Origin of the sequence: Flavobacterium sp. LHD-80, from assembly GCF_030929605.1 — a bacterium.
Lineage (GTDB): Bacteria > Bacteroidota > Bacteroidia > Flavobacteriales > Flavobacteriaceae > Flavobacterium.
On sequence record NZ_JAVFVS010000005.1, the window covers coordinates 525,870 to 548,759 of the forward strand.

20 protein-coding genes are annotated in these 22,890 nt (G+C 32.4%); 10 read left to right on the plus strand and 10 right to left on the minus strand.

Annotated features, from left to right (window positions below; all coding sequences use genetic code 11):
* Positions 1 to 49 precede the first annotated feature (49 nt).
* The 9 genes from RB619_RS10310 to RB619_RS10350 form a co-directional block, all read right to left on the minus strand.
* On the minus strand, positions 50 to 1,270 hold the full coding sequence (locus RB619_RS10310; protein WP_308097034.1) for a glycosyltransferase family 4 protein: 1,221 nt from the start codon (positions 1,268 to 1,270) through the stop codon (positions 50 to 52).
* A 159-nt stretch (positions 1,271 to 1,429) separates the two neighbouring features.
* Positions 1,430 to 2,209, minus strand: a complete 780-nt coding sequence (locus tag RB619_RS10315) for a LicD family protein (protein WP_308097036.1) — start codon at positions 2,207 to 2,209, stop codon at positions 1,430 to 1,432.
* A 10-nt stretch (positions 2,210 to 2,219) separates the two neighbouring features.
* A complete protein-coding gene (locus RB619_RS10320; RefSeq protein WP_308097038.1) occupies positions 2,220 to 2,948 on the minus strand; it encodes an SDR family oxidoreductase in 729 nt (242 codons plus the stop codon).
* Entirely contained in the window at positions 2,945 to 3,400 is a 456-nt protein-coding gene (locus RB619_RS10325) for an adenylyltransferase/cytidyltransferase family protein (RefSeq protein ID WP_308097040.1), read from the minus strand. Before RB619_RS10325 ends, RB619_RS10320 begins: the two co-directional genes overlap by 4 nt.
* Positions 3,401 to 3,428: 28 nt before the next feature.
* The gene (locus RB619_RS10330) at positions 3,429 to 4,373 is read right to left on the minus strand and encodes a glycerophosphodiester phosphodiesterase family protein (protein ID WP_308097042.1); all 945 of its coding nucleotides are present in this window, start codon (positions 4,371 to 4,373) and stop codon (positions 3,429 to 3,431) included.
* A gap of 254 nt (positions 4,374 to 4,627) precedes the next feature.
* Positions 4,628 to 6,163: an MATE family efflux transporter gene (locus RB619_RS10335; protein ID WP_308097044.1), complete on the minus strand. Its 1,536-nt coding sequence runs from the start codon at positions 6,161 to 6,163 to the stop codon at positions 4,628 to 4,630.
* A gap of 98 nt (positions 6,164 to 6,261) precedes the next feature.
* The gene (gmd, locus tag RB619_RS10340) at positions 6,262 to 7,344 is read right to left on the minus strand and encodes a GDP-mannose 4,6-dehydratase (RefSeq protein WP_308097046.1); all 1,083 of its coding nucleotides are present in this window, start codon (positions 7,342 to 7,344) and stop codon (positions 6,262 to 6,264) included.
* Between the two features lie 74 nt (positions 7,345 to 7,418).
* Positions 7,419 to 8,369, minus strand: a complete 951-nt coding sequence (locus RB619_RS10345) for a GDP-L-fucose synthase (RefSeq protein ID WP_308097048.1) — start codon at positions 8,367 to 8,369, stop codon at positions 7,419 to 7,421.
* A gap of 15 nt (positions 8,370 to 8,384) precedes the next feature.
* A complete protein-coding gene (locus RB619_RS10350; protein WP_308097205.1) occupies positions 8,385 to 8,810 on the minus strand; it encodes an adenylyltransferase/cytidyltransferase family protein in 426 nt (141 codons plus the stop codon).
* A 459-nt stretch (positions 8,811 to 9,269) separates the two neighbouring features.
* Here RB619_RS10350 and RB619_RS10355 point away from each other — a divergent pair, with 459 nt between their 5' ends.
* The 4 genes from RB619_RS10355 to RB619_RS10370 all read left to right on the plus strand — a co-directional run bounded on the left by RB619_RS10355 (position 9,270) and on the right by RB619_RS10370 (position 13,737).
* Entirely contained in the window at positions 9,270 to 10,235 is a 966-nt protein-coding gene (locus RB619_RS10355) for a T9SS C-terminal target domain-containing protein (protein ID WP_308097050.1), read from the plus strand.
* 93 nt (positions 10,236 to 10,328) lie between these two features.
* The gene (locus RB619_RS10360; protein WP_308097051.1) at positions 10,329 to 12,191 is read left to right on the plus strand and encodes an ABC-F family ATP-binding cassette domain-containing protein; all 1,863 of its coding nucleotides are present in this window, start codon (positions 10,329 to 10,331) and stop codon (positions 12,189 to 12,191) included.
* A 178-nt stretch (positions 12,192 to 12,369) separates the two neighbouring features.
* Positions 12,370 to 12,834 (plus strand): FKBP-type peptidyl-prolyl cis-trans isomerase, encoded by a 465-nt coding sequence (locus tag RB619_RS10365; RefSeq protein ID WP_308097053.1) that lies wholly within the window; start codon positions 12,370 to 12,372, stop codon positions 12,832 to 12,834.
* Positions 12,835 to 12,957: 123 nt separating this feature from the next.
* Entirely contained in the window at positions 12,958 to 13,737 is a 780-nt protein-coding gene (locus tag RB619_RS10370; RefSeq protein WP_308097055.1) for a class I SAM-dependent methyltransferase, read from the plus strand.
* Positions 13,738 to 13,792: 55 nt separating this feature from the next.
* Here the strand turns inward: RB619_RS10370 and RB619_RS10375 are convergent, their stop codons facing one another.
* On the minus strand, positions 13,793 to 14,455 hold the full coding sequence (locus RB619_RS10375; protein ID WP_308097057.1) for a DUF6565 domain-containing protein: 663 nt from the start codon (positions 14,453 to 14,455) through the stop codon (positions 13,793 to 13,795).
* A 306-nt stretch (positions 14,456 to 14,761) separates the two neighbouring features.
* Here RB619_RS10375 and RB619_RS10380 point away from each other — a divergent pair, with 306 nt between their 5' ends.
* The 6 genes from RB619_RS10380 to RB619_RS10405 all read left to right on the plus strand — a co-directional run bounded on the left by RB619_RS10380 (position 14,762) and on the right by RB619_RS10405 (position 22,877).
* On the plus strand, positions 14,762 to 15,454 hold the full coding sequence (locus RB619_RS10380; RefSeq protein WP_308097059.1) for an ABC transporter ATP-binding protein: 693 nt from the start codon (positions 14,762 to 14,764) through the stop codon (positions 15,452 to 15,454).
* 112 nt (positions 15,455 to 15,566) lie between these two features.
* A complete protein-coding gene (locus RB619_RS10385) occupies positions 15,567 to 16,136 on the plus strand; it encodes a cob(I)yrinic acid a,c-diamide adenosyltransferase (protein WP_155104300.1) in 570 nt (189 codons plus the stop codon).
* Between the two features lie 220 nt (positions 16,137 to 16,356).
* On the plus strand, positions 16,357 to 16,578 hold the full coding sequence (locus tag RB619_RS10390; RefSeq protein ID WP_007138072.1) for a DUF2795 domain-containing protein: 222 nt from the start codon (positions 16,357 to 16,359) through the stop codon (positions 16,576 to 16,578).
* 89 nt (positions 16,579 to 16,667) lie between these two features.
* Positions 16,668 to 20,012, plus strand: a complete 3,345-nt coding sequence (secA, locus tag RB619_RS10395; RefSeq protein WP_308097062.1) for a preprotein translocase subunit SecA — start codon at positions 16,668 to 16,670, stop codon at positions 20,010 to 20,012.
* A 273-nt stretch (positions 20,013 to 20,285) separates the two neighbouring features.
* On the plus strand, positions 20,286 to 20,630 hold the full coding sequence (locus RB619_RS10400) for a hypothetical protein (RefSeq protein WP_308097064.1): 345 nt from the start codon (positions 20,286 to 20,288) through the stop codon (positions 20,628 to 20,630).
* Between the two features lie 87 nt (positions 20,631 to 20,717).
* Complete coding sequence (locus RB619_RS10405; RefSeq protein ID WP_308097066.1) at positions 20,718 to 22,877, plus strand: TonB-dependent receptor; 2,160 nt, start codon at positions 20,718 to 20,720, stop codon at positions 22,875 to 22,877.
* Positions 22,878 to 22,890: the final 13 nt, after the last annotated feature.

Consider the following 22,890-nt stretch of genomic DNA (forward strand, 5'->3'; position numbering starts at 1 on the left):
TTTTTTTTAAAGTCAAAATGCATTTGAAAAAAACTATTATGAAATAAAATCAATTATTATTTTTCCAATTAGCTATAATATAATCGTAATAATCTAAATATTGTTTAACAACCTCTTCGGAAGAAAATCTATTAATAACATTTTGATATCCATCCTTGGCAATTTCTTTATAAAGAATTTTATTTGTTAATATTTCAAAGAGTTTATCCTTAATTTTAATTGGATCACTTACATCCACCAATAACCTGTTATCATTTAAGACCCAAGGTACTGCTCCAGAATTTTCTCCCCCGATAGCAGGTAAGCCAAAAGACATTGCCTCAATAAATACCACTCCAAAAGATTCTTCTAACGATGGGTGCATTAGTATATGCGCTTGTTTTATTTCTTCAACAAGTGTTTGGTGCGAAACAGGTCCATAAAAAGTAACATTTTTTAATCCAATTTCATCTGCATCTTGATTAGCCAAGCCATTTTCCTCTGAACCATTGCCAAAAAGATGCAAGGTAGCTAAGGGGATTTCTTTTTGTAATTCCTGAAAAGCTAGTAGTCCATTACATCCATTCTTTCTAGAATCCCAGCTATTATTAATCATCAAAATACGGGGATTTACTAATGATTCAGTCTTTATTTCAATGAATAATTCAATATTAGAAATTTCTTTACTTATTACTGTAGGATTTGGAATAATTCTAACCATTTTACATTTTCTTTGCGCATAAGATAACATATAGGGAGAAACGGTAGAAGCAAATTTTACTTTTTTAAGTATTTGCTCTGACATTACCAAACGGAGAAACCAAAATAATTTCTTTACAAAACGAAATACCTGAAAAGCATTATCATGAATAGTAACTAAATAAGGAAAACCGGATTTAATAGCTGATCCTGCAAATTCATATGACCAATGAGCATGCACAAAATCTGGTTTAACTAATTTTATTTGCTTGGTTAATTGATTGATTTCATAATGATATAAATCTAATATTCTTCCTATTTTGTGACCATTCATACGCATAGATCTAGGTCTTGAAGGCACAACAATCCAAGTAAAGTTATCACATGTGTAGGATTTTATACTATAATCATTTTCAACGGCTACTGTTGTTGTAATTGCAGTTACTTTGTAATTTTTGTTTAAAAGCTCTCCGATAATTGTGCCTATAAATGGGGCTCCAGAAAAACCATTTGGCAATTCTTCTTCTTGATAAATATGTAAAAATTTACTTATAAAAGTTTTATCGGATGGGGAAACGATTGCGATATGCATATTATTTAGTTTGAAAAATTATCAGCACTCTTCAATAATGAACAATTTTTATTTTAAGAATGATAGTATAAAATATAGTAATACAAAATCTTCATTTTTTACATTGATAAATATCTGCGTGCATTTTAACTGACATATTTTAAATTAATAAAAATTACTTTACTCAAATATTTTAATCTCAGCAGAGTGAATTTGTCTTTTATTAGCTGGTGGGATTTCCATATAGTCTCCATACTCATCAATTAGATATTGGTTAACATCGTTTGGAGCATTAAAAACAAAACCTTCAAATTCTATTGATCCTACAGGAAAACATGTGGATAACTTGTGAGGAGCATAAAAAAAATTACCATAACCATGTGAGTACCTATCTTTAGTAAATCTCCCAAAAAACCTTAAAACAGGAACAAGTACAGAAGTTAAATAAAAGAAAAAACTAGCCACAATTTTCCAAAACAAACCTTTTTTACCCTCATATTGAAGTTTAGAATATCTTACATCAAAAGCAAGTTTCCATTTTTTTGTCAAACATATAGATTCGAATGGAAAAATATCTATAAACAATCCTGTGTATTTATAAGATCTATGCAGCGAATCATTTTCAACAATTTTAGAATTCAGATCTCGAATTTTTGCAAAGTAAAATGGAAAATTCGAATCACTATTTTTAGCTTGTAATTTTAAATTTTCGGGCAATTCTTTTTCTAAACAGATCAATAATTTACCATAATCTTCGTACCTAACTCCTACATCAAAGTCATCATCCCATGGAATAAACCCCCCATGTCTTTTAGCTCCTAACAAAGTGCCAGACATAATCCAATAAGGAATTCCATTATTATTACAAATGCGATCAAACTCTCTAGCTATTTCGAGCATCCGCAATTGAGCTTTACGTAAATCAGATCCCTCAGGATTATATAAATTTAGATCTTCCATTGACATTAAATTACGACAGGGAATAACCTCCATCAATCACCAATATTTCACCATTAACATAGTTATTTGTTATCAAAAACAAATAAGCATCTGTTAATTCATCTGGGGCACAAAAACGGCCCAATGCTATTTTTTTATTAATATTTATCTTTTGCTCTTCAGGTTTTGTTTTTTGCCATTCTGTATCAACAAATCCGGGAGCGATGGCATTCACTCTAATTTTTTGAACCGAAAATACTTTTACTAAATTCTTAACTAAAGCATGTACCGCAGCTTTCGTAACTCCATAAGCTAAGGAAAGAGAATGAGCATGTATTCCCATCAGTGAACCTGTAAAAATGATTGATGACTTATTATTCAAACGAACTGCTATTTTTTGCAATAAAAACGTTGGAACATTTATATTGATATCAAAAACCCTTTGCCAATTATCTGTAGAAATTTCTCCAAAAAAACTTCTATCTGTTGCTCCAGCATTAAATAAAACCGCATCAAGATAAATATTGTTTTCAACTAAGTTGCTATGTATTGAGTCTATAGCACTTAAATTACTACAATCAATTTTTAAAATGGTAATTGTAGATTTAGGATATAAAGAAGACAGCTGATTTTCCATTAAATTAGCATTGTTATCGTCAAAAAAATAAGTCACTATGACATTCCATCCCTCACTTAACAGACGTTCAGTAACAGCTCTTCCTATACCTTTGGTACCTCCAGTAATTAAAGCCGTTTTCATCTTATTTTAATTTCAGGATTTCTCTTTTCACTATCAACCTTCAATTCCCTATATTTATTAAAAATATCTTCCTTAAGTTTAGATGAGGATACACCATCTCCATAAGGAAAATAAAAAACTTCAATACCTAGCTCTCTTAAGTAATCATACTTTCCAACCCAATCATCACCTACAACGAAAGCATCAATATTTAAATTCTTAACAAGTTCAGTATGATCCAGAGAACGCTGAGGTATAACAACATCTGGATATTTCAAAGCTTCTATAATAGCCAATCTTTCTTCAAAAGGAATTATTGGAGCTTTTTTATAAGAGCAAACTAATTCATCCGAACTTACTCCAACTATCAAAGTTTCACCTAATCCCCTGGCATATTTTATCATTTTTAAATGATTGGAATGAAACATATCAAACGTCCCAGAGGTATAAATAATTTTTTTTTTCTTTTGCATTATCTTATAATATTTTAGAACCAATTATTTATTTCTTACTCAGAAACAATTCCGGTTCGTCAGTTGTAACAAAATCGAACTTATTATCTATCGCCCATTTCATTTCCACATCCTGATTTACAGTCCAAACATTTAAGGTAACATTATTTTTCTTTGCATTGATTATCCATTCAGGATTATTTTTATAAACAGATATATTATAATCAATCCCAGATATTTTATCCGCTTTAAGTTGTTCAGGAGTGATATTTCCAGATAAATATTCGATATTAGCAAAAGGATCAATAGCTCTAATTTGCTTCATTATATTGTAATCAAAACTGATGTAAACCATTAATTGATGCGCTTTTAATTTTTCAACTGTCAACAGAGTATTTTGAACAAACAAAATTCTTCTTTCTTGTGGTAGCGAATAATTTTTTAATTCGCAAAACAATTTGGTTGTTGTATTATTTTGTTTTCCTGCTAATATATATTCTCGCAATGTTGGTAATTTTTCTCCATTGGAAAGATTCAAATTTATTAAATCTGTATACTTTGATTTCTGAATATCTAATTTATTATACTCAAGATCATGGCTCACTACTAACGAATCATCTGCCGTCAGAATGATATCAAATTCTGCTCCATAATATTTGGATCGAATTGCTTCCATTAAAGATGCTATCGAATTTTGAGGTAAATTCCTTTTTTTCCACGCACCGCGATGAGCAATAACATTATTATCAGTTAAAATTAAATTATTTAATGATTGTGGAACGTACACTATATTACTTTTGTTGTTTACACTATTATCTGAAACTGTATCAGTATTCACAACATTATTTTTAGTATCAACAACAATATCTGAAACGGTATCAGTATATACAAGTGAAGGTGGTTTCGATACAAAATTATTTACTGGCTCTTCAGTTGAACATCCTAAAAAAAACAAAACGTATAAAAATGTAACTAATGGTAATTTTAATTTCATATTTTTTAATTTATTATATTCAAAAAAATTGATAATCGATTTAATGTTAAAACTATCAAATATAAATTTTACAATAGATGATTTAAGGCAAAATCAGATTGAATTTATAATTAATTCATTAACTATTTAATAAATCCAAAAAGTATTGTTAAATGTAATTTAACTCCCAAAAAAAAATTAAATTAACTCAAAATACATTCCGTTTCGCAATCTATTTTATTAGCTCTAAGCAGCTATGCGCTAAACTTCTCTTTTTAAAATAATTTATTTACAGAAAATATAAACTTATCTTTCAAATTCAGAACTAATATTCTTTCTTGCTTAGTTAGGGCAAAAATCCAAATTAATACCATATAAGAGAAAATCCCGATGATGGTTACTGAAATAAGCTGAAAAAATTGATTACTAAAAATACAAAGCGAGAAGAATGCCAAACATAAAGCCAAAGTAAACGATATAAAGCAAGCAAATACAACATTAAAATAGAAATCTTTTAACTGCAATCCACAATTAATACTTGCGTAATAAGCAACATTCGCAACCTTAGCCATTGAAAAGAATAAAAAAATCAAGTAAAGTGCATATGGCGGATAACCAATTTTAAAAAAAATATAAGTAAAAACAAATGGCACACAATTTAATAATGAACTTGCTATTTGATACTTTTTAATTTTACCAACCGCTCCTAAAGCATTGATCAATGGCATATACAATTGTTCAACTAAATTTCTTACCAATAGCAACCGACAAAATATCACAGTGAACTCAGGAACATTTTTTAGCCATAATCCTAAAATATAAGGCATTTTGATCAAAAAAGGTATGCATAAAAATCCAAGTAAAAAAAAAGAAATTTTCGTACCGCCTAATGTTGCTTTTAGCATTAAGCTTCTATTTCCAGCTCCTTCACTTTTATCTATTAATGGGTTCAGAGCTTTACTTAGCGTAAGTGAAAAAACTCCCAATTGTCCACTTATCTGTGTTGCAATACCTTGAGCTGCATTAACCAATGTACCAAAAAAAACATTCATTAAAATTCCTTGACCATAAAAAGCAACCATACTAGTTGCTGAGCCTAGTAAAGACCAACCAGCAAAACTGCTGATTTCCTTCATTAGGCTTTTCTGATAATATTTAGAAAAATCAAATACACATTCAGTATAATAACGATGACAATAAATACGCCGTAAAATCAATAAAAAAATTGACAGCCCAGCCATTAAAAATCCATAAGCAATCAAATGATCAAAGGCACTGTAACTAATGTATACTGCAATTGCTAACTTTAGTACTGCTTCCAGAACTCCTAAAACAGCATAAAAAGTCATATTTTCATGGGAGGTAATTACCGCTTCATATGGTACTGACAAAACCGTAAAAAAAGTATTAACCATCATAAAATGGTAAATAATTTTTGCTACGTCAAGTCGATCTTCTTTGATGTTCAATATCCCATTGAAAAAAAAATACCCTACAATTTCTAATACTAATACAATAAGTACAGCAATACCAGCATGTAAAATCGTACTCATATTAAAAATACGCTTTACTCTTTCTAAATCTCCAGCACCTTGTGCATATGAGATAAATCTTTGGGTCGCCGAAGCCATGGAACTATTCAAAAACCCCAGCATTGAGACAACTCCACCAACCACATTAAACAAACCAAAGTCTGCTACGCCCAAAGCCTCTAAAATCAACCTCGTACTATATAACGAAATAAATACGGTGATTGCCATTCGCATATACAAAATCCCAGTATTTTTTACGACTCGTCTTATTGCTTGCATTCAGTTCTCAATTAGTGATATTGATAATTAATCAATTTTGCATTTCTAAAAAAACTCAATCGATTCACTTTTAACTTAAGTCTTTTATACGCAACGCTTTAAAACAACTCCAGATCACTTGCTACCATCTCCTTCACTAAAGCAACCAAATCATATTGAGGTTCCCATCCTAACTTAGTTTTAGATTTTGTAGGGTCACCAATCAAAAGATCTACCTCTGTAGGACGATAATATTCTGGATCGACACGCACTACAACTTTTCCTATTTCCAATTGATATAAAGGATTGTTACAAGCTTTAATTTTGGCAACTTCATTTTCATTTTCACCTTCAAAAGTTAATTCCATTCCCACTTCGGCAAATGCCATCGTAACGAAATCTCTAATATATGTTGTAACTCCTGTAGCTATCACATAGTCTTCAGGCGTATCTTGCTGTAAAATTCTCCACATTGCTTCAACATAATCTTTTGCATGCCCCCAATCTCTTTGCGAATTAAGGTTTCCAAGATACAGACAATCTTGTTTTCCTTTTGCGATAGCTGCAGTTGCCATTGTAATTTTACGCGTTACAAAAGTTTCACCACGTCTTGGAGATTCATGATTAAATAGTATACCATTACAAGCAAACATATTATAAGCTTCACGGTAATTTTTAGTTATCCAAAAACCATATATTTTTGCCGCACCATAAGGAGAACGAGGATAAAATGGTGAGTTTTCATCATAAAAACCTCTTTCATTTTTATTCTCTGACATACCTCCATAAAGTTCAGAAGTAGATGCTTGGTAAATTCTTGTTTTTTTCTCTAAACCTAAAATTCTTACAGCCTCCAAAATTCTTAAAGTACCAATACCATCAACATTAGCAACATATTCAGGAGAGTCAAAAGATACTTTTACATGTGACATTGCTCCTAAATTATAGATCTCATCAGGTTTTACTTCTTGAATAATTCTAATAATATTAGTCGAATCTGTTAAATCCCCATAATGCAATGTAAAATGAACATTATTTTCATGCTGATCTTGATAAAGATGATCTATTCGCTGTGTATTAAAAGAAGATGCACGTCTTTTTACACCATGTACTTGATACCCTTTTTCTAATAATAATTCTGCCAAATATGATCCATCTTGACCTGTTATTCCTGTTATAAGTGCTACTTTTTGCGTGCTCATTGGTTTGAGTTTTATTTTTTTGTTGATATGACGAAACTGAAATTACTTTCAGTGAATCTATGTTAAATGTATTGTTATAATTTGACTTGCTTAAAGTTTAAAATATTTTCTAAAAACCAATCATATGTTTTTTGAATTCCATCATGAAGTTCAATTTGATGTTTCCATCCTAAATCATGCATTTTAGAAACATCCATCAACTTTCTTGGCGTACCATCTGGTTTGCTTGAATCCCAAATAATTTCACCTTTATGGCCAGTAATTTTCTGAATTGTTTCTGCTAATTCTTTAATCGTTAAATCTTCACCTGTTCCAACATTATATAAATAATCCGGCAATTTATTTTCTAAAGCAAAAACAACTGCTTTAGCCATATCATCAACAAATAAAAACTCACGCATCGGCGTTCCGCTTCCCCAAAGAGTTACAGGAGCATTATTATTTTCTTTGGCTTCATGAAACTTTCGAATCATAGCTGGCAAAACATGGGAAGTATTTAAATCGAAATTATCAAATGTTCCATACAGGTTAGTAGGCATAAGACTCACAAAATCCTTTCCGTATTGTTTTCTAATGGCTTGGCACGTTTTTACTCCAGTAATTTTTGCAATTGCATACCATTCATTTGTTGGTTCAAGAGTATCTGTCAACAAATAATCTTCTTTTAATGGCTGTGGAGCTAATTTTGGGTAAATACAAGAACTTCCAAGAAAAATAAATTTATCTACATTGTTTTGGAGTGCTGCATCAATTAAATTATTCTGGATCTGCATGTTTTCCATAATAAATTGATATGGATAATCATTATTAGCCATAATACCACCTACACGCGCTGCCGCATCAATAATGACATCTGGCTTTTCATTTTCTATAAAATCCTGAACCATTTGTTGATTCCTTAGATCTAATTCTTTACTAGATTTCCCAATTAAGTTATTAAATCCTTGGTCTGATAATGTTCTCCAAATGGCACTACCAACCATTCCGTTGTGTCCTGCTATATAAATCTTACTTTTCTTATCCATTCGAATAATTAATTTTTACTTGACCCTCTTTAATTCCTTAACAGCAACCTCTTTTCTCAAACCACTGCTAGAGAAACGATGATCTCTTGTGTTAAAATACAATTCGATCCCCTTTTGCTCACAATAAGCTCTTCCTGAAAAATTTTTCTCTTTATACTCGTCTCCAAGTATGCGAACATCTATTTTGAAAGCACGCAAAATATCATCTAAATCCTGCTCTGTTGCATAAGGAACGATTTCATCGACAAATTTACATCCTTTTAATTGTATATATCTTTCAACAACTGTTTGCGTTGGACTGTTTTTTTCTGGACGATCTAAAGTTGGATCTGTCTGTAAACCAACTATTAAATAATCACACTGACGCTTAGCTTCTTCCAGCATTTTAATATGCCCAGCATGCAAAAGATCAAATGCACTAAATGTGATTCCTATTTTCATTTTTTTATTTTTTTTTAAATATAATTTTCTGAAATTTTTTCCTTGATTCAACACATGGCTTCGCCATTCCAACTCCCACAAACTGAGATCAGAAAAATTTACATTGGCGGCAAATATATTGACAAATTTTAAGTTTTTTTTATCAAAAAATACTTTAGCAGAATCGCGATAAAAAACATTTTTTACCGCAAACAACTAACAAACAACAACTTAAAACCAAGCAGGTAAGAATACCCCTCTAATAATTTTGCAAAAATACATTTCTAAATTGACTATAAAAAGGTCTAAAGAAAGAATTGTCTTAACTTAATACATAAAAAACGTTATGCTACTGTGGCAGATAACTGTGTAGTTTTAAAAAAATTGCATTTTGTTAAGCTATTATTTTGCTGATTTTGTGAGCATTTTAAGGATATTAAAAATTACTTTTGCTTAATCCATTGAATCACATATTTATAAATGAAAAAATTAGTTTTCTTTCTCATAATGCTTTTTAATTCAGCTTTTTCTCAAGTAACTGGCTGCACTGATTCTCTTGCAAGCAATTATGACGAAACTGCAATTGCAAACAACGGAAGCTGTAAATATGAATCTTTCAAAATAAAACCTCGATTTTCTGTAAAACTAAACGACACCATCAAAGAAACTTCGGGATTAATTTCGTTTTATAATTTACTTTGGACACACAATGACGATCATGATTTACATATTTATGGATTAGATTCTTTAGGGAAAATTCAAAAAAAAGTTATTCTTGATGAAGCTACAAACCATGATTGGGAAGAGATTTCACAGGACAGTTCTCATATTTACATCGGTGATTTTGGAAATAATGCCACCGGAAACAGAAAGGATCTAAATATCTTAAAAATCAATAAAAAAACTTTTTTAGACGAAAAACCAGTAATCGAAAAAATTTCATTCACTTATTCCAATCAAACGGATTTTTCAATTCAAAAACCAAATACAACAAATTTTGACTGCGAAGCTTTTTTAACAACTAAAGACAGTATTTTTCTTTTTACCAAACAATGGAAATCATCTAAAACCAGCATTTATGCTTTGCCAAATCAGCCGGGAAATCATATTGCTCAGTTTAAACAAATGCTTGACACAAAAGGATTGGTAACTGGCGCAACTTATTTGGAATCGAAAAAACTTCTTGTTCTTTGTGGGTATTCAAAACTCGGAAAACCATTTCTCTATTTATTATACGATTTTAAAAACAATGATTTTTTATCTGGAAATAAACGTAGAATTGATCTTCAGCTTTCTTTTCATCAAATTGAAGGGATCGCAACGACAGACGGACTTCACTATTACATGACAAACGAAACATTAATTCGGAAACCAATTATAAATGTTCCGGCACAAATTCATTATTTGGATCTTACTCCTGTTCTAAATTCCTATGTTCACAAATAATTCGCAAATGGGGAGATAATAGTTTACTTTTGCAAAAAAGTTATGTTTTGCAAATTACTCATAACTTATAATTTATAACTTATAATTTACAAAGTGAATTACTTATCTGTAGAAAATATATCGAAGTCTTTTGGCGAAAGAGTTCTTTTTGACAACATTTCGTTTGGAATAAATAAAGACCAAAAAATTGCTTTTATTGCCAAAAACGGTTCTGGAAAAACCACCATTATGAGCATTATTAATGGCTTGGACGAACCAGATACAGGTCAAGTTGTTTTGAGAAAAGGAATCAGAATGGCGTTTCTTTCGCAAGACAATAATCTTCAGGATGAACTTACGATTGAAGAAAGCATTTTCGCTTCAGATAATGAAACACTTAAGATAATTGAAGCTTACGAAAAAGCACTTGAAAACCCAAATGATGAAGAAGCTTATCAAAAAGCTTTTGACGGCATGGATCAGCATAATGCGTGGGATTTCGAAACACAATACAAACAAATTCTTTTCAAATTAAAACTGGAAGATTTTAAACTTAAAGTAAAAAATCTTTCGGGAGGACAAAAAAAACGTCTCTCCCTGGCTATCATATTAATCAATCGTCCTGATTTATTGATTCTTGATGAGCCAACTAACCACTTAGATCTTGAAATGATCGAATGGCTGGAAAGTTATTTTGCTAAAGAAAATATTACGTTGTTTATGGTAACGCACGACCGTTTCTTTTTGGAGCGTGTTTGTAACGAAATTATTGAATTAGACAACGGAAAATTATTCCAATACAAAGGAAATTACTCTTATTATTTAGAGAAAAAAGAAGAAAGAATAACTTCTGAAAATTCTAGTATTGACAAAGCTAAAAATTTATTTGTAAAAGAATTAGAATGGATGCGCCGCCAACCAAAAGCGAGAACGACCAAATCTAAATCGCGTCAGGATGACTTTTATGTAATTAAAGAAAAAGCTCAAAGTCGACGAAAAGAAAACAAAGTTGAGCTAGAAATCAACATGGAAAGAATGGGAAGCAAAATTATTGAACTTCACAAACTTTCTAAAAAATTCAAAGATCGCGTTATTCTGGATAATTTTAGTTTTGATTTTCAGCGTGGCGAAAGAATCGGAATTATTGGTAAAAACGGAACTGGAAAATCGACTTTTTTAAATCTGCTTACAGGAACAATTCCGCCAGACAGCGGTCGTGTTGTAAAAGGGGATACAATTAAAATTGGTTATTATACACAGTCGGGAATTAATCCAAAACCGGGACAACGTGTTATTGATATTATTAAAGAATACGGAGAATATATTCCGCTTGCAAAAGGAAAAATTATTTCGGCTTCACAATTATTAGAACGCTTTCTTTTTGATGCTAAAAAACAATACGATTATGTTGAAAAATTGAGCGGAGGTGAATTAAAGCGTTTGTATTTATGTACAGTTTTGATTCAGAATCCAAATTTTTTAATTCTGGATGAGCCTACAAATGACTTAGACATTGTAACGCTTAACGTTCTGGAAAGTTTCCTTTTAGATTATCCTGGATGTTTATTGGTAGTTTCTCACGACCGTTACTTTATGGATAAAATTGTTGATCATTTATTTGTTTTCAGAGGGCAAGGCGAAATTGAGAATTTCCCAGGGAACTATTCTGATTTCCGTGCTTATGAAGACAGTGCCGATGTGGCTCAAAAAGAAGAAAACAAAGCCGAAAAGAAAGATTGGAAACAAAATAACCCAACTGGAAATTTAAGTTTCAACGAACAAAAGGAATATCAGAAAATCGAAAGAGAAATTAAAGATTTAGAAATCGAAAAAACTAAAATCGAACAATTATTTTCTGACGGAAAAGTAGCCGACGCTGACATCGAGAAAAAAGCAAATGAACTTCAAAACATCATAAATAAAATTGATGCAAAAGAAGAACGTTGGTTTGAGCTTTCGGCTAAAATTGAAGGATAGATTTTAGTTCTCAAGTTTCAAGTTTCAAGTTTCAAGTTTCAAGTTTCAAGTTTCAAATTTCAAGTTTCAAGTTTCAAATTTCAGGTTTCAGGTTTCAGGTTACTGAAAACTGTCACTGAAAACCATGACCAAAAACAATTTCCGTTATATTTACGACTTTAAAAATTTAAATACCCCAATGAAACATTTTTTATCTGCATTATTTGCTCTTACACTTTTTATTTCTGGTTCTGATAAAGATTTGAATGCACCGCCTAAGGATTATTCAGCAGAAAACGAAAAGGAAATTACAGACTATTTAACCAAAAACAAATTAACTGCACAACGATCCGATTCGGGTTTGTATTATATCATTAACGAACAAGGAACTGGAAAACAGCCAACAAGCAGTTCAACTGTAACTGTTGCTTATAAAGGCTATTTTACAAATGGAAATGTTTTCGATCAAAGCAGCGAAGCAGGTATTTCGTTCCCTCTTTCTAAAGTTATTCCAGGCTGGACAGAAGGTATTACGTACTTTAAAGAAGGAGGAAGTGGCGTTTTATTAATACCATCACGTTTAGCTTACGGAAGTTATAATCGTCCTGGAATACCAGCTGGTTCAGTTTTACTTTTTGATGTAAAATTGGTTTCTACTAATTAACATCTTCAAAAAATCATTTATAATCTTATACAAAAGACTGCAACAAAAAAATGTTGTGGTCTTTTTTCATTAATTTATTTCAGTTTCTGATTCGTATCTTCGCATTTTATTGCAAATTCAGGTATGCTATTTCAAATACAATCTTACTTAAAATTTCTTTGGAACTCCAAAAACGAACATGGAGTTCATTCACCTTTCGTGTTTAATTTGTTAACGAAATGTTTTTACGACAAGAAAGCTAAACCAGAATATGCAATTTTGAAAAAATACCGAAAATCACTTTTAGAAAATAAAAATTTCATTGAAGTAACTGATTTTGGTGCAGGTTCGAAAGTTTTTAAATCGAACAGAAGACAAATTGCCAAAATTGCCAAAACAGCTGGAATTTCTTCAAAACGAGCCGAATTATTATTTAGAGTCACAAATTATTTTAAACCGAAAAATGTTTTAGAAATTGGAACATCTTTAGGCTTAGCAACTTCGGCTATTGCATTGGGAAATAAAGATTCTTATTTGTTGAGTCTTGAAGGCTGTGAAAATACACAATCGATCGCCGAAAGCTTATTTAACACGCAATTTCCAAATCATAACTTTGAATTTCTAAATTTAGAATTTGGTGAATTCTTAAAAGGTTCAGCAAATATTTGCAGTTGGGATTTAGTTTATTTTGACGGAAATCATTCAAAAAAGGCAACGCTAGAATATTTTGAACTTTTGTTATCCTCTGCAAATAATGATTCTGTTTGGATCTTTGATGATATACATTGGTCCCCAGAAATGGAGGAAGCTTGGAAAATTATTAAAAACCATCCAAAAGTGACCGTAACAATTGACACCTTTCAATGGGGTTTTGTTTTTTTTAGATATGAGCAAGAAAAAGAACATTTTATAATTAGAGCATAAAAAAAGACAATCATTTCTGATTGTCTTTTTTTACTAATGCAAAATTTTAAAAAGCTTATTTTTTAGCTTCTTTATTTTCTTCAGACTTCGCTCCCATTCTGTTAACAGTATACATTGGAGCAAATTTTATTTTTAAACCTGCAATTTTTCTATTGTCTTCGGCAGTCAAACCTTCTTTTTCAACTGTGTTTTTACGGCTGTCCAATGCTTCATACAATAATTTGATTTCATCCCAATCTTCTCTTGAATAACGATCTTTATTATCTTCAACTGTATGAACAAATTGCTGGTATACACTATGAATATTTTGGGCGTTTACCCAAGAAAAACTCATATCATCTCCAATTTTTCCTTCACCAAACAAAGCATTACGCAATTGCTGTTTCGGACTTGGAGCTGGTGGCGGGGCAAAAACGGTGGTCATTTCCTTTTTAAATTCCTCGTATTTAATTTTACTAGTATTTACTTTTTCAGTTGCTGCTGTTTTGTCTTTTAAATCTGCTAAAGCCAATTCTGCTTCTTGTGCTCGTCTGTCATATTCGGCATCTACACTTTTCCAGTCAGCTTTCAAATCTTCTGCAGCTACATTTTTAACTGAATCAACATAAGCTACATAGGAGTCTACGGTTTTTTGAGCTTTTTCTTGTTTTTCATCTTTACACGAAGTAAAACCCAAAACTATTAATGCTATTCCTGATAACAATTGTATTTTTTTCATAATTCTGATTATTTAATTAATTATACAAACAAATGTACTTAAACCATAATCTAAAAAATTACATTATTATCATCTTTAAAACATTAAAAACATAATAAAACTGTAAAACACAAAAAATAATGATAATAATATAAAATCAAACAAGAATAATGTAACAGCCTATATAGTAAAACAATGTATAATTTTTAGTTGTCTAACGAAATTTAGAAAACGAAACAGATTTGTGTAACAAAAACCAATAATCAACTACTTATGATTTTTATTGAAAAGTGTTTTGTACTTTTAAAACCAAAATTGTAAAACAAAATGGCAAATCCATTAATTAAAATAACTGACATAAAGCGAAATTTTGTACTTGGAAATGAAATCGTATATGTCTTAAAAGGAATTAATCTTGAAATAAACAAAGGAGAATATGTTGCATTGATGGGACCTTCGGGATCTGGAAAATCAACTTTAATGAATTTGCTCGGTTGTTTGGACACGCCAACTTCTGGACAATATATTTTAAATGGAAAAGATGTCAGCCAAATGCGTGATGATGAATTGGCCGGAATCAGAAATACTGAAATTGGCTTTGTTTTTCAAACTTTTAATCTTTTGCCAAGAACAACGGCTTTAGACAATGTAGCGTTGCCAATGATTTACGCCGGATATTCAAAATCGGATCGAAACACCAGAGCAGTTGAAGTTTTAAATCAAGTAAATCTTGCCGACAGAATGGATCACCAACCAAATCAGCTTTCTGGAGGACAACGTCAGCGTGTTGCCATTGCCCGAGCTTTGGTCAACAAACCTTCGATTATTTTAGCTGATGAGCCAACTGGAAACTTAGACAGTAAAACTTCTGTAGAAATCATGAAGCTTTTTGGAGACATTCACGCACAAGGAAACACAGTAATTCTAGTTACGCACGAAGAAGATATTGCTGCTTATGCGCATAGAGTTATTCGTTTACGTGATGGGTTAATTGAAAGCGATACGAGTAAATCTGTTTAACCGTTTATTTGGTTAATTGTTTAATCGGAAAAAGAAACACTAGTTTTTAGGTTACTTCAAAGAGAGAAAATTTAGCATCTCAGCATCTTAGAACCTTAGCATCTTAAAAAAAATGAAAGTATATACCAAAACAGGCGATAAAGGAACAACAGCTCTTTTTGGAGGCACGCGCGTCCCTAAAGATCACATCAGAATTGACAGTTATGGAACTGTGGATGAATTGAATTCATACATCGGATTAATTCGTGATCAAGAAATGGATTCCCATTACAAAACCATTTTAATCGAAATTCAGGATCGTCTTTTTACAGTTGGTGCCATTTTGGCAACTCCTCAGGAAAAAGAAGTCTTAAAAAATGGCGAACTTCGTTTAAAAAATCTTGGCATAATTGATTCAGATATAGAATTGCTCGAAAACGAAATAGATAAAATGGAAGAAAGCCTTCCGCCAATGACGCATTTTGTTTTACCTGGAGGTCATCCTACTGTGTCACATTGTCATATCGCGCGCTGTATTTGTCGTCGCGCAGAGCGTTTGGCAGTACATTTAAGCCATAATGAACACGTTCCTGAAATAGCAATCAAGTACTTAAACCGACTTTCTGACTACCTTTTTGTCTTGGCACGGAAGTTGTCGTTTGACTTAAAAGCGGAAGAAGTGAAATGGATTCCGAGGAAGTAAACAGTCGCCGTTTTTAGTTTTCAGTTTTCACGCTGAAAATTAGGACCAAAACTGAATACTAAATGAAGTAATTAGTTGCAAAACTAAGTCTCCAGACTGAAAACTGCCACTGAAAACTGAGTACTAGTAGGGACGTTCTTAAATTTTATTAAAATAAATCAAAATTTACTTGTCTTTTTCAGTAAAAAATTTATTTTTGCACAAACTAAACAGATAACAGATGTATTGGACATTAGAATTAGCATCTTATTTAAGTGATGCGCCATGGCCTGCTAACAAAGATGAACTTATTGACTACGCTATTAGAGCTGGTGCTCCATTAGAAGTAGTAGAAAACCTTCAGTCAATCGAAGATGAAGGCGAGATATATGAATCAATGGAAGAAATTTGGCCTGATTATCCAACAGACGAAGATTATCTTTGGAATGAGGATGAATATTAAAAAATAAACCAAAGGAAAAAGTCTCATCACAGAGACTTTTTTTTTGGTTCAAAATACAACATTATATAATAAAGAAATACTAATAAATCATGAGTTTCATAAACAGTATTATTAAAGTCTTTGTAGGTGATAAATCACAAAAAGATGTCAAAGCTTTACAACCTTACTTAAACAAAATTAAAACATTCGAAACCAGCTTAATGAGTTTGTCTAACGACGAATTAAGAGCTAGAACCGTTTATTTTAAAGACAGAATAAAAGATGCTAGAGCTGACAAAGATGCTAAAATTGCTTCGCTTAAAGCGGAAGTAGAAAACATCGAAGACATTGACAAAAGAGAAGATCTTTATGATGCAATAGATGCTCTTGAAAAAGAAGCTTATGAAATCTCTGAGAAAACTTTATTGGAACTTCTTCCAGAAGCGTTTTCTGTTGTAAAAGAAACAGCGCGCCGTTTCAAAGAAAACACTTTTGTTGAAGTTACGGCAACTCCAAAAGACCGCGAATTCTCGGCTACAAAACCTTATATTACTATTGATGGCGAAAAATCGGTTTGGGCCAACAAATGGAATGCTGCCGGAAAAGATATCACTTGGGACATGATTCACTATGATGTTCAGTTGATTGGTGGTATGGTTTTGCACGAAGGTAAAGTTGCCGAAATGCAAACAGGTGAAGGTAAAACGTTAGTAGCTACTCTTCCACTTTACTTAAATGCTTTGACTGGAAATGGAGTTCACTTAGTAACGGTGAATGACTACTTGGCAAAACGTGATAGTACTTGGAAAGCTCCTTTATTCGAATTCCACGGTTTATCTGTTGATTGTATCGACAACCACCAACCAAGTACAGAACAAAGAAAGAAAGCTTACGACGCTGATATCACTTACGGAACCAACAACGAATTTGGTTTTGACTACTTGAGAGATAACATGGCGCACTCACCAAGCGATTTAGTTCAAAGAAAACACAATTTTGCTATTGTCGACGAGGTCGATTCTGTATTAATTGATGACGCTAGAACACCGCTTATTATTTCAGGACCAGTTCCTCAAGGAGATCGTCATGAATTCAACGAATTGAAACCAAAAATCGAAAACTTAGTTGCTCAACAACGTCAGCTTGCGAATGGTTTCTTGGCAGAAGCTAAAAAATTAATCAAAGAAGGAAATACTAAAGAAGGCGGATTCTTATTATTAAGAGCTTACAGAAGTTTACCTAAAAATAAAGCATTAATTAAATTTTTAAGTGAAGAAGGAATTAAACAATTGCTTCAAAAAACTGAAAATCAATACATGCAAGATAACAATCGCGAAATGCATAAAGTTGACGAAGCTTTATACTTTGTGATTGAAGAAAAAAACAATCAGGTAGAATTGACAGATAATGGTATCCAATATTTATCTGGAGATACTGATGCAGATTTCTTCGTTTTACCAGACATTGGAACAGAAATCGCAGCAATCGAAAAACAAAAATTAGATAAAGACGCAGAAGCAGAAGCTAAAGAAAGATTATTCCAAGATTTTGGAGTAAAAAGCGAACGTATCCACACATTGACACAACTTTTAAAAGCGTATGCTCTTTTTGAAAAAGATGTAGAATACGTAATCATGGACAACAAAATTATGATTGTCGATGAACAAACAGGTCGTATCATGGACGGACGTCGTTATTCTGACGGATTACACCAAGCGATTGAAGCAAAAGAAAATGTAAAAATCGAAGCTGCAACACAAACTTTTGCAACTGTAACATTACAGAATTATTTCAGAATGTACAGCAAATTAGCTGGTATGACGGGTACTGCTGTGACAGAAGCTGGTGAGTTATGGCAGATTTATAAATTAGACGTTGTTGAAATCCCAACTAACCGTGGAATTGCAAGAATTGACAAAGAAGATTATATCTACAAAACGACACGTGAGAAATTCAACGCTGTAATTGAAGATGTTACTGAATTATCACAAGCTGGAAGACCAGTATTGATTGGAACAACTTCTGTAGAGATTTCAGAATTATTAAGCCGTATGCTTAAAATGAGAGGAATCACGCACAACGTATTGAATGCTAAAATGCACAAGCAAGAAGCACAAATCGTTGAAGAAGCTGGTAAAGCTGGAGTTGTAACAATTGCAACAAACATGGCTGGTCGTGGTACCGATATTAAATTATCTCCAGAAGTTAAAGCTGCGGGAGGTTTAGCAATCGTGGGTACAGAGCGTCATGATTCACGTCGTGTTGACAGACAGTTACGTGGTCGTTCTGGACGTCAAGGAGATCCAGGAAGTTCTCAATTTTATGTTTCTCTTGAAGACAACTTGATGCGTTTATTCGGTTCTGAAAGAGTAGCGAAAGTTATGGACAGAATGGGATTACAGGAAGGTGAAGTTATTCAGCATTCTATGATGACTAAATCGATCGAACGTGCTCAGAAAAAAGTAGAAGAAAACAACTTTGGTGTTCGTAAACGTTTATTAGAATATGATGACGTTATGAATTCACAACGTGAAGTAGTTTACAAACGTCGTCGTCATGCTTTATTTGGTGAGCGTTTGAAACTAGATATCGCGAATATGCTTTATGATACTTGCGAATTAATTGTAAGCAATCACAAAATAGCAAATGACTTTAAAGGATTTGAGTTTGATTTAATCCGTTATTTCGGAATCACTTCTCCAATTTCTGAAGCAGATTTCGCAAAATTATCTGATATTGAAGTTACTGGAAAAGTATACAAAGAAGCTTTGAATTTCTATACTGAAAAAACAGAAAGAAGCGCAAGAGAAGCTTTCCCAATTATTAAAGGTGTATTTGAAGAACCAAATAATCATTTTGAAAGAATTGTAGTTCCTTTTACAGACGGAATCAAAACTTTGAACGTTGTAACAGATTTGCAAAAAGCATACGAAAGCCAAGGTGCTCAGTTAATTGCTGATTTCGAGAAAAACATCACACTTTCAATTGTTGATGAGGCTTGGAAAAAACACTTACGTAAAATGGACGAATTGAAACAATCTGTTCAATTAGCTGTTCACGAGCAAAAAGATCCATTGCTTATTTACAAATTAGAAGCTTTCAACTTGTTTAGAGGAATGTTAGACAACGTTAACAAAGAAGTTATTTCATTTTTATTCAAAGGTGATTTGCCTGCTCAAAACGTCAGCTCTGAAATTCACGAAGCAAGAGAAGTTCGTCAAGCAGAGAATTTACAATTAAGCAAAGACGAAATTCCTAACAGCGAAAGCATTAACCGTGAAGCTGGAGAAACACAACAGCGTCAGGTTACTGAAACGATTGTTAGAGATATGCCAAAAATCAACAGAAATGATACAGTTACTGTTCAGGAAGTTGCTACAGGCAAAACTGAAGAAATGAAATTCAAAAAAGCAGAAGCCCTATTAGCTTCAGGAACTTGGGTTTTAGTTAAATAATTTTTTTAAGTATTCAGTCGCAGTTTTAAGTTTACAGACTAGTACTTAAATTCCATATCAAACCCGACAGGTTTTAAAAAACTGTCGGGTTTATTTATTTAAAAAAGTTTCTAGTTCCGCACTGAGACTGAAAACTGAGACTGAGACTAAAAAAAGACTTTTTTACACAAAATGACAAAAATCATTCTTGTAAATAATATTTATAATGTATTTTTGCTCTCGAAAACAACGAAACACATTTTGAAACGACTTTTCGTCATATTTCTTTCCTGCATGCTATTAGTTCCTTCTTTTGGCAGTTTCTTTGTTTATACCTCATTCAAATTAAATCAGAAAGAGATTTCAAAAACAATCTGTGTGCAGCGTAAAATGGTTTTCAACACTTGTAACGGCCGTTGTGAACTTCAAAAAAGCTTAAAAAAATACGCTGACAATGAAAAAAGAATGCAAAACAATCTGAAAGAAAAAGCAGAAGTTGTTTACATTCAAACTTCCGTTTTAAATAATTTCAAATTAACAGCACTTATCGAATCAAAAGCAAAAATCTTCGCTTCATTCGATAAAAAACCTATTGCAATAGCAAATTCAACTTTTCACCCTCCATCCTATTTTATATAAATTTTAAAAAGTCACAACTATAAGACTTACAGTTCAAAGCTTACGGCTTATTGCCTATAGCTTATAGCTTAATTTATATAATTTAAAATGAAAAAAATATACTTTACCCTATTGATTATAGGGCAATGTGTTTTTGCGCAAAATAAAACGGAGCAAGACACAACAAAGTCGCATGAACTTGAAAATGTTTTTATAACTGCCAATCGAACTGCAACTTTAAGAAAAGAAACGCCTGTTGCCATAAGCAAACTAACAGCTAAAACCATTAACGAAGCCAAAGCAACTGCAGTTTATGAAATCATAAATAAAACCCCTGGCGTATTAATGGTAAATTTAGGAAACGAACAGCATATGATGTCTATTCGTCAGCCCATGACAACCAATGCCTATTATTTATATTTGGAAGACGGATTGCCAATTCGCCCTATGGGAATTTTTAATCATAATGCATTATTGGAAATAAACCAATACAATCTACAAAGTATTGAAGTCGTTAAAGGTCCTGTTTCCTCATTATACGGACCTGAAGCTGTTGGAGGAACTATTAATTTAATTTCACTGAAACCACCTGTTGATCCAGAATTCAAATTTGGAATTCAGGCTGATAATTATGGCTACAGAAGATTTCAGGCGGCCGGTGGTGCAACGATCGGAAAAGTAGGTTTTCATATTGCAGGCATTTCAAGTCTACAGGAAAATGGATGGATGACCTATTCTGATTATAACAAAGATAATCTGAATGCAAGAATTGACTACCAGATCTCTCCTTCTACCCGATTGATAAGCAATACGATGTACGGAAAATATTATTCGGATATGAGTGGTTCTGTAAATGAAAGCGATTTCAATAACAGAACTTACAAAAGCACTTCTAATTTTACGTATCGAAAATCGGATGCTTTACGAACTCGACTGACACTGGAACATGACTGGAATAGCAATTCAAGCAGTTATACCACAGCTTATTTACGCGATAATAAATTGGGTCAAAACCCGTCATACGGAATTAAATGGAGCCCGACAGTAAATCCAACAACAGCTAAAGGTGAAGTTAATTCAAACAATTTCAAAAGTTACGGTGCAATTGGGCAGCACACGCAAAAATTCGATTTTCTGAATACTAAAATTGTTGCGGGCGCTTTATATGATTATTCGCCAGTAACCTATTGGTCGTATGTAATTGATTTAAAAGCCAATTTAAATGCAGGTGCTCCAGGAAAACAAACGGTAGATTCATATGAAATCATCGCTGAACATCCAGATTCTAAACTAGCAGATTATACAGCAGACATTTTCAATACAGCTGGTTACGCGCAAATCAGTTTTAATCCAATCGAGAAATTAGTCATTACGCTTGGCGGTCGATATGACAATATGAAAGTGAATTATGATAACGCAATCGACCTTTCGTCTGGAAGCAAAGTATATGACAAAGCCACTTTTAAAGCCGGAGCAAATTACAATCCGTTTGAATTTGCTGGTTTTTACGGCAATTATTCCCAAGGTTTTGCGCCTCCAGGAATTACGTCAATATTTAGAGCAAAACCAGGAACTGGAGGAACAACAGGTATTCCTGCCGAATTTTATTACAATCTGAAACCAGCCGATTTTGATAATTATGAAATTGGCGGATGGCTTTCATTTTTAGAAAACAAACTAAACTTTGATTATGCTTTTTATTATATGGAAGGTAAAAATGAATTACTGAACATCAAACTTCCAGATAATTCAACAGATTATCGTTCGGCTGGAGAAACGCGCCACAAAGGAATTGAGTTTGGCGCTTCATACAGACCTTCAAAACAATTCAATATTCGTTTGGGAGGCACTTATGCACAACATACTTACATTGATTTTAAACTTTCAGACAAACCAACAGATCCTATTCAAGATTTAAATGGAAAAGAAATGCCGTCAGCTCCAAAATGGTCAGGAAATTCAGAAGTAACTTATTACCCAAATTGGCTTCCAAATTTGAGAACGTCTTTAGAATGGCAATTGGTCGGCAGTTATTACCAAGATCAAATTAATACGGTAAAATATGACGGCTACAATATCTTTAATGCCCGAATTGGTTATCAATGGAAAAAAATTGAGGTTTATGGAAATGTTCTAAATCTTACCGATAAGCTATACGCATATAATGTTTCAAGAACAAATGTTGCAAACGCACAGCCTACTTACACAGCTGCAGCGCCACGAACTTTTGTGTTCGGAATTCAATATAATTTTTCATTAAAAAAATAATATTTAGCCACTC